Origin of the sequence: Halovulum marinum (assembly GCF_009697225.1) — a bacterium.
Taxonomy (GTDB): domain Bacteria; phylum Pseudomonadota; class Alphaproteobacteria; order Rhodobacterales; family Rhodobacteraceae; genus Halovulum; species Halovulum marinum.
Genome location: NZ_WIND01000016.1, coordinates 85,184 through 93,762, shown reverse-complemented (window position 1 = coordinate 93,762; position 8,579 = coordinate 85,184). Strand labels below are relative to the sequence as shown.

Annotated in this window: 5 protein-coding genes; 2 read left to right on the top strand and 3 right to left on the bottom strand. The window is 73.6% G+C overall.

What is annotated here, in order from left to right; all coding sequences use genetic code 11:
• Window positions 1-294: 294 nt before the first annotated feature.
• The 3 genes from GE300_RS16690 to GE300_RS16680 all read right to left on the bottom strand — a co-directional run bounded on the left by GE300_RS16690 (window position 295) and on the right by GE300_RS16680 (window position 5,574).
• A complete protein-coding gene (locus GE300_RS16690; RefSeq protein ID WP_154448140.1) occupies window positions 295-2,940 on the bottom strand; it encodes an FtsK/SpoIIIE family DNA translocase in 2,646 nt (881 codons plus the stop codon).
• A gap of 2 nt (window positions 2,941-2,942) precedes the next feature.
• Window positions 2,943-4,157, bottom strand: a complete 1,215-nt coding sequence (locus GE300_RS16685) for an aminotransferase class I/II-fold pyridoxal phosphate-dependent enzyme (RefSeq protein ID WP_154448137.1) — start codon at window positions 4,155-4,157, stop codon at window positions 2,943-2,945.
• 100 nt (window positions 4,158-4,257) lie between these two features.
• Window positions 4,258-5,574, bottom strand: a complete 1,317-nt coding sequence (locus GE300_RS16680; RefSeq protein WP_154448116.1) for an amidase — start codon at window positions 5,572-5,574, stop codon at window positions 4,258-4,260.
• A 102-nt stretch (window positions 5,575-5,676) separates the two neighbouring features.
• Between GE300_RS16680 and GE300_RS16675 the strand changes: the two genes are divergently transcribed.
• Together GE300_RS16675 and GE300_RS16670 are read left to right on the top strand one after the other, a co-directional pair.
• Complete coding sequence (locus tag GE300_RS16675; RefSeq protein ID WP_407647730.1) at window positions 5,677-6,885, top strand: UbiH/UbiF/VisC/COQ6 family ubiquinone biosynthesis hydroxylase; 1,209 nt, start codon at window positions 5,677-5,679, stop codon at window positions 6,883-6,885.
• Between the two features lie 28 nt (window positions 6,886-6,913).
• Window positions 6,914-8,569, top strand: a complete 1,656-nt coding sequence (locus GE300_RS16670) for an FAD/NAD(P)-binding protein (protein WP_154448112.1) — start codon at window positions 6,914-6,916, stop codon at window positions 8,567-8,569.
• The last annotated feature ends 10 nt before the right edge of the window (window positions 8,570-8,579 follow it).

Here is an 8,579-nt window from a genome sequence, read left to right as displayed (position 1 = left end):
ATCAAGCGGCCCTGGAAAATCATGACCATCGGCCTGCGAGATTGGGCCCATGAGTTCTAATCAATGCATGTTGGTATTACAGGATGGAAACCGGAGCGGGCTGTGGCTCGCGCGGGCGTGAAGATCACGATCCGGAGTATTTTACCCGGACGGCGGACGTCATCGCCTGCCGAACACCGCAATGAATCCGGTCCGGGTCTACACCGTCGCGGGAGCACAGGCGACGCGGGATCCGGCACGGGCCGGATCCCCGGTTGGCGTACCGGGTACGGTTGTAGCGCGGGGCCAGACCGGTCACGCCTCGGGGACCAGCACCTCGCGCTTGCCGACGTGGTTGGCCTGGCTGACGACGCCCTCGTCCTCCATTTGCTCGACCAGGCGCGCGGCCTTGTTGTAGCCGATGCCCAGCTTGCGCTGGATATACGAGGTCGAGCACTTGCGGTCGCGCGCCACGATCGCCACCGCCTGGTCGTAGAGCACGTCCTCGCCGGTGGTGTTGCCGCCCAGGCCCAGCACCAGGTCGATCTCGCTTTCCTGGTCCGCCTCGGGGCCGTCCTGCACGCCCGAGACATACTCCGGCTCGCCCTGCGCTTTCAGGTGCCGGACGATCTCCTCGACCTCCTCGTCGCTGACGAACGGGGCGTGGACGCGGGTCACGCGCCCGCCGCCGGCCATGTACAGCATGTCGCCCATGCCCAGCAGCTGCTCGGCGCCCTGTTCGCCCAGGATCGTGCGGCTGTCGATCTTGGACGTGACCTGGAAGCTGATCCGCGTCGGGAAGTTGGCCTTGATCGTGCCGGTGATCACGTCGACCGAGGGCCGCTGCGTGGCCATGATCAGGTGGATGCCGCTCGCGCGCGCCATCTGCGCGAGGCGCTGGATGCAGGCCTCGATTTCCTTGCCGGCGACCATCATCAGGTCGGCCATCTCATCGACGATGACGACGATATAGGGCATCTTCTCGGGGGCGTATTCCTCGGTCTCGAACACCGGCTCGCCGGTGTCGTCGTCGAACCCGGTCTGCACCGTTCGGGTGAAGCCCTCGCCCTTGTCGAGCGCGTCCTGCACCCGGCCGTTGTAACCGTCGATGTTGCGCACGCCCATCTTCGACATCTTGCGGTAGCGCTCTTCCATCTCGGCGACGACCCATTTCAGGGCCACGACGGCCTTCTTCGGGTCGGTCACCACCGGCGACAGCAGGTGCGGGATGCCGTCGTAGACCGACAGCTCCAGCATCTTCGGGTCGATCATGATCAGCCGGCACTGCTCGGGCGTCAGCTTGTAGAGCAGCGACAGGATCATGGTGTTGATCGACACCGACTTGCCCGAGCCGGTGGTCCCGGCGATCAGCAGGTGCGGCATCTTGGCCAGATTGGCGATCACCGGCTCGCCGCCGATGTCCTTGCCCAGCGCCAGCGGCAGCTTGTGGTGGCCGTCGCCATAGGTGCGGTGCGCCAGCAGCTCGCGCAGCAGCACCTTCTCGCGGTAGTCGTTGGGCAGCTCGATGCCGATCACCGTGCGGCCGGGGATGGTCGACACGCGCGCCGCCAGCGCCGACATCGAGCGGGCGATGTCGTCGGCAAGGCCGATCACCCGGCTGGCCTTCAGACCCGCCGCCGGTTCCAGCTCGTACATCGTCACCACCGGGCCGGGACGGACCGAGACGATCTCGCCGCGCACGCCGTAGTCGTCGAGCACGGTCTCCAGCATCCGCGCGTTCTGCTCCAGTGCGTCGTTGGACAGCTGCTGGCGGACGATGCTGGAGGGGTTCTCCAGCAGCGACAGCGGCGGGGTCTCGTAGCTGCCGCCGTCGGCGTCGCCGAACGCCAGGCTGGGCTGTTCCTCGCTGCGGGCGCGGGCGGACTTGGCCGCCGGCTTGCGCTCGGGCTGCTGCACCCGCGGCGCCGGCGGCGCGTCGGCACGGCTGAGCGGCGGTTCGGCGGCGCCGTTGCGGCGGTCCAGCGCCCGCGGCGCGGGCGGCGGCGGCGCGGCGTAGGCATTGTCCGACGCGGCGTCGATCACGTCGCCATCGTCGTCGCCGTCGGGGCCCGGCACATCCACCGCCATCGGCGTCGCCTCGGCGCGGCGGCGCACGGCGGCGGCGATGCGGGCCATCACCCGGTCCTCGTCCTGGGTCGGTGCGGGCGCGGGATCGGCGGCGGGCTGCGGCGAGGCGGCAACGGTGGCGGGTTCGCGGCGCGTGCGCGGCGCGGCTGCGACGGCGGCGCGCCGGCGCCCGGCCGCCCGGCGCGCGGCGCCGCCGGCCCCGCGCAGGACAAGGCCCAGCAGCCGCGCGGCGGCGTCGTAGCTGGTCAGAAGGCCGCGCAGCAGGAAGCGGCCGATGCCGCGCGCCTCGGGGCCGTTCACCCCCAGGCCGATCGCGGCCAGCACGCCCGCACCCAGCGCCAGCGCCGGCGTCGCCACCAGCAGCGACTGCTGCGTCGGAAGCGGCACCAGCGACAGGATCGCCACGAACAGGCTGTCGCCGAACATGCCGCCCAGCCCGTAGACGTGCGGCCAGCCCGCGAACGGCACATGCGCGGCGGCGAAGATCGCCGCCACCGCGATCGCCAGGGGCGCGACGATGATCCGGCTGAGGATCCGCGATTCGCCGCGGTGCATCACCAGCCGCATGCCCCAGACGCACAGCGTCAGCGGCAGGCCGTAGCCGGCCCAGCCCAGCGCCCGGTGCAGCGGATCGGCCAGCAGCGCGCCCAGCAGGCCGAGCGCGTTGTTCGGCACCGCGTCGGTGGCCGAGAACAGCGACGGATCGTCCGGATCGTAGGTCCACAGCAGCGCGAACACCAGGCACGCCAGCAGGATCAGGCCCAGTCCGATCAGTTCCACGCCCCGTTGCCGGAGCGCCTGTTCCGTCTGTTCCTCGAGCAGCCGCGTGCGGGTCTTGCGCCGCCGCCGGCTGCCAGCCTTCGCCTGTGCCATGCTCACGCCGTTCCTCCTGCCGGGGTGCGATCCGCCAGAACCGCGCGCACCCCCTTAAGTCCTCGTTCAACCTCGTCCTCGGCGGCGACCAGCGCCACGCGCAGATATCTCGTGCCCGGGTTCGGCGACCCGTCGCCGGGATCGCGCGACAGGTAGGCGCCGGGCAGTGCCCGAACTCCCGCCTGCGTCCACAGACGTAGCGCCGCGGCCTCGCCGTCGCCGACGTCGAGCCACAGGAAAAACCCCGCCTCGGGACTTCTGTAGCCGGGAATATTGCCCAGAATTTGATCGGCCAGGTCAAATTTCCGCACATAGGCCGCGCGGTTGGCGATCACGTGATCCTCGTCGCGCCACACCGCCTCGGCCGCGTGCTGCAGCGGCAGCGGCAGCGGCGCGCCGGCATAGTTGCGCAGCTGCTTCAGCGCCGAGGCCGCCGTCGGCCCGGCCAGCGCGAAGCCCGAGCGCAGCCCGGGCAGGTTCGAGCGCTTGGACAGCGAGTGGAACGCGACCACGCGCTCGGGGTCGGCACCGGTCGCGTGCGTGGCCTGCAGCACGCCCGGCGGCGGCGCATCGCGGTAGATCTCGGAATAGCACTCGTCGGCGAAGACGCGGAAATCGTGCCGCTCGGCCAGCGCCAGCAGGTCTTGCCAGTAGGCCTCGGGCGCGACGGCGCCCTGCGGGTTCGACGGCGAGCACATGTAGACGATGGCGGTACGGTCCAGCACCTGCGCCGGCAGTCCGGCGAAATCGGGCAGGAAGCCGGTCGCCTCGGTCGCCGAGACATAGACCGGCTCGGCCCCCGCGGCCAGCGCGGCGACGGCGTAGCACTGATAGAACGGGTTCGGCAGCAGAACGATCGGGCGCTGCCCGTTCTTCTGCTCGGGGCACAGCGCCAGCGCGGCGTTGAACAGCCCCTCGCGGGTGCCGTTCAGCGGCAGCACCCGGCTGTCCGGGTCCGGCGCGGGAATGCCGTAGCGGCCCGCCAGCCAGTCGCTGATCGCCGCGCGCAGTCCCGGCGTGCCGTCGTTCGGCGGGTAGCGCGAGAACTCGTCGGCGTGGCGGGCGATGATCTCGGGCACGAAATCGGGGAAGGCATGGCGCGGCTCGCCGATCGACATGGCGATCTCGGGGCCGCCGGGTGCGCGGTCGCCCAGCAGCGCGCGCAGGCGCGGAAACGCGTACTCCGGCAGGTCCGCGAAACGGCGGGGGATGTCCATGCTGCTCATGCCTCTTGCTCGGGGTCTGTTGCCCCTTTTCGCGCCCCGGAACCTAACGGGCGCGTCACATCGCGTCCAGCCCCGCCGGCCGCGCGCGAGGTCAGAGTGACTTTTCCACAGCAGCGCCGAGACGCAGCGCGCGCGCCTCGTGCCCGGGCGGGCAGAGCAGCATCAGCCCGCAATGGCGCGTGCCGGTGGGCAGGGTCAGGCCGGTCAAGTTCATCAGGTTGCCGACCCGGGTGTTGCGCAGGGTTTCGAGGTTGCGGGCGGTGAATTCCTCGTCGTCGGCCAGCAGGTCGGCGGTGCGCGGCGGCAGGATCGCCACCGTCGGCAGCAGCACGGCGTCGTAGCCGGCGGTGGCTTCGGCGAAACCGGCGCGCAGCCGGTCCAGCGTCTGCCAGTCGGCGACGAACCGCGCCGCGCCGATCGTCTGCCCGGCCTCGAAGCGGGCGCGGATCGGCGGGTGCATCGAGGCGCCGCGGTCCCGGATCGCGTCGCCCCAGGTGCCCCAGGCCTCGGCCGGAAACAGCGAGGTCAGCGTCATCGCCTGCTCCAGCTCGGCAAGGGTGGCGTGCCCGATGGTGGCGCCGGCGGCGGACAGCCGCGACAGCGCGCCCTCGAACGCCGCCTGCGGCGCGTCGTCCAGCGGCGCGACGGCGGGATTGTCCAGCACCAGGAAGCGCGCGCCCGCCGGGTCCGCGCCGCCCAGGTCCGGCGCGCGGTTGTTGCCCATCGCCGCGTAAAGCAGCGCCGCGTCCTCGACCGTGCGGGCCAGCGGGCCGATGGTGTCGAAGCGCGCGCACAGCGGGATCACGCCGCGCATCGGCAGGCTGCCGACCGAGGTCTTGAAGCCCACCAGGTCGTTCCACGCCGACGGCGCGCGCACCGAGCCGCCGGTGTCCGAGCCGATCCCCGCCGCCGCCAGCCCGTAGCCGACCGAGGCCGCCGCGCCCGAGGACGAGCCGCCGGGCGCCAGCGAAGGATCGTGCCGGTTCGGCGGCGTCGCCGTCACCGGGTTCACCCCCAGCCCCGAGAACGCCAGTTCGGTCATGTGCGTCTTGCCCAGGCAGACCAGCCCCTGGGCGGTGGCGTTCTCCAGCACCCTGGCGTCGCGGTCGGGGACGCGGCCGCGCAGGATGGCGCTGCCGCCCTCGGTCGCGGTGCCGGCGGTGTCGAACAGGTCCTTCCAGCTGATCGGCACGCCGTCGAGCGGGCCGCGGCGGGTGCCGGCGCGGGCGCGCAGCGCCGCTGCCTCGGCTTCGGCGCGGGCGCGCGCCGGCGTGGTGCGGGCGTAGATGTCGGGGTGCTCGGCGCTTGCGGTCAGCATCGCCTCGGCCAGCTCGACCGGGTCCAGCCGGCCGGCGGCGATGGCGCGGCCCATGTCGGCGGCGGGGGCGGTCAGATCGGGCGCGGTCATCGGATCCTCCGGGTCGTTTCGCCGCGACGGTAGCGGCACCGCCGCCCGTGGACAATCGCGAAACCCGGCCCATACTGCCCGGCGATGGACGAGCGGATTGACATGTTGATCGTGGGCGGCGGGCTGGTCGGCCCGGCGCTGGCGCTGGCGGCGGCCTCGGCGGGGCTGCGCGTGCGGGTGCTGGACGCGGCGCCGGCCGCGGCGCTGGCCGATCCCGAGTTCGACGGACGCGCCTATGCGGTCGCCGCCGCCTCGCGCCGGATGCTCCGGGCGCTGGGGCTGTGGGCCGGGATCGAAGGCGCGGCGCAGCCGATCCTGCAGGTCAAGGTCAGCGACGGGGTCGCCGGCCGGGGCGCGGCGCCGCTGTTCGCGCATTTCGACGCGGACGAGCTGGGCGAGGGGCCGCTGGGCCACATCGTCGAGGACCGGTTCCTGCGCCGCGCCCTGCTGGCGGCGATGGCCGAAAGCCCGCTGGTGACCGTCGAGACCGGCGCCCGGGTCATCGGCCAGGCCGAGGTGCCGGGCGGCGTCGAGGTGACGCTGGCGGACGGCACGACACGGTGCGCGCGGCTGCTGGTCGGCGCCGACGGGCGCGGCAGCCAGGTGGCGCGGCGTGCCGGGATCGGCCGCACCGAATGGGCCTACCGGCAGACCAGCCTGGTCGCCGCGCTTGAGGTCGAGCGGCCGCACGAGGGCATCGCGCAGCAGATGTTCTTTCCCGATGGGCCGCTGGCGATCCTGCCGCTGACCGGCAACCGGGTCTCGATCGTCTGGACCGAGGACACCACCCGCGCCGCGGCGGTGCAGGCGATGGACGATGACGGCTATCTTGCGGCACTGCGGCCGTGCTTCGGCGATTTCCTGGGGCAGATCCGGCTGGCGGGCAAGCGCTACGCCTATCCGCTGGGCCTGTCGCTGGCGACGCGGATCACCGCGCCGCGGCTGGCGCTGGCGGGCGACGCGGCGCACGGCATCCACCCGCTGGCGGGCCAGGGGCTGAACCTGGGGTTGCGCGACGTCGCCACGCTGGCGCAGGTGCTGGCCGAGGCGCACCGGCGCGGCGAGGACATCGGCGCGGCCGACGTGCTGGAACGCTATCGCCGCTGGCGGCAGTTCGACATCGCCGCGCTGGCCACCGCCACCGACGCGATCAACCGGGTGTTCTCGAACGCCAACCCGCTGCTGCGGCTGGGGCGCACGCTGGCGCTGGGCGCGATCGAGGCCGCCCCTGCCCTGCGCCGCCGGCTGATGCGCGAGGCGATGGGCACCGCCGGCGATCTGCCGGTGCTGCTGCAGGGCCGGGCGCTCTAGCGGCGCGGGCCGGGGAGGGGCGCGGCGGATGCCAGATGCGGAACCGGCGCGCAGGGTCGCCATCGTCGGTCTCGGGCCGCGCGGGCTGGGCGCGGCCGAGGCGCTGGCCGCGCGCGCGGCAGAAACCGGAACACGCGTCGATCTGACCGCGATCGACCCGGGCCGCTGGCCGGGCGCGGGGCCGAACTTCCGCCCCGACAGCAGCCGGTTGAACCTGCTGAACGTTCCGGTGCACGCCATCGACCTGCCGCCCGCCGCCTATCCCGGCGCCAGCGTCCCGCCGTTCGACCGCTGGCCGCAGCGCGCGGGCCCTGACGCGGACCGGTATCCGACGCGGGCCGAACTTGGCCGCTATCTGGTGGCGCGGTACGAGGATCTGCGCCGTCACCCGCCGCAGGGCCTGCGGATCACCTTGCTCGACGATACCGCGCTCGCGCTGGCGCCGGACGGCGGGAACTGGACGCTGTCGACCGGGTCCGGGCGTGCCGGTCCGTTCCACGAGGTGCTGCTGACCCTCGGCCAGCCGGACACCGCCGCCGACGCGCAGCTGGCGCGCTGGCGGGAGCATGCCGGGCGCGGCAACGGCACGCTGTGCCCGGCCTATCCCGGCGCCGCGCTGTCGGCGGCCGCCGCGGCGTGGGCCGGCGGCACGGTCGCTGTGCGCGGCCTGGGGCTGGCGACGCTGGACGTGCTGCGCGTGCTGACCCTGGGCCAGGGCGGGCGGTTCGCGGCCGGGCGCTACTGCCCCTCGGGGCGGGAGCCGGCGCGGATCCTGCCGTTCTCGCTGGACGGCCAGCCGCCGGCGCCGAAGCCGGCGGGCGCGGCGCTGGACGCGACCTACGATCCGACCGCGGACGAGACGCGCGCCTTCGCCGCCGCGCTGGCCGAGGCGCTGCGCGGGCCGGCGGACGCCGCGCTGGACGAAATCTGCGCCGCGCTGCTGCCGCCGGTGCTGCGCATCCTTGCGGCGGGCGGCGCGGCGGCGGACCGCGGCGCGCTGGCGCGCTGGCTGGCGGTCGAGCGGGACACGCCCGGCGCGCAGGAGGATCGCCCCGCCGTGCAGGCGCTGGCGGCAAACATCGCCATCGCCGCGGGGAAGGCCCCGCCGGACGCCGGCTATGCCGTCGGCCAGCTCTGGCGGAAGTGGCAGACCCCGCTGCGGCAGGGCTTCAACCCGGCGCGGATCGCCCCCGCGACCGCCGCGGCGGTGATCGGCTTCGACGAGGGGCTGAAGCGGTATTCGTACGGCCCGCCCGTCGCCTCGGCGCGCGAGCTGCTGGCGCTGATCGAGGCCGGGATCGTCGATCTGCGCGCGGTCGAGGATCCGGACATCCGGCTGGTGGCCGACGGCTGGCAGCTGGCCGAGGGCGACGCGCGCATGCGTGCCCCGGTGATGGTCGACGCGGTGCTGCCTTCGCCGTCGCTCGAGGGTGCCGCGGACCCGATCCTGTCGGCGCTGCGCGCGGCAGGCCGGGCCTGCCCCGCCGTCGAGGGCATGGGCGCCCGGATCCGCGCCGACGGCGGGCTGGTGGGTTCGGACGGCGCGGTGCTGCCCGGGCTAAGCCTGCTCGGGCGGATGGCGCTGGGCAGCGTGATCGCGATCGATTCGATCCACGACTGCTTCGGCGCCGCCGCGCATCGCTGGGCCGACGGGGTGATCACCCGCGCCGCCGAAGCGCGCTGACTTTCGACTG

Excerpts from the sequence above, each read along its gene's own strand:
- GE300_RS16685 (WP_154448137.1), bottom strand. The coding sequence starts at position 4,157 with ATGGACATCCCCCGCCGTTTCGCGGACCTGCCGGAGTACGCGTTTCCG.
- GE300_RS16675 (WP_407647730.1), top strand. The coding sequence starts at position 5,677 with ATGTTGATCGTGGGCGGCGGGCTGGTCGGCCCGGCGCTGGCGCTGGCG.
- GE300_RS16670 (WP_154448112.1), top strand. The coding sequence starts at position 6,914 with ATGCCAGATGCGGAACCGGCGCGCAGGGTCGCCATCGTCGGTCTCGGG.
- GE300_RS16680 (WP_154448116.1), bottom strand. The coding sequence starts at position 5,574 with ATGACCGCGCCCGATCTGACCGCCCCCGCCGCCGACATGGGCCGCGCC.
- GE300_RS16690 (WP_154448140.1), bottom strand. The coding sequence starts at position 2,940 with ATGGCACAGGCGAAGGCTGGCAGCCGGCGGCGGCGCAAGACCCGCACG.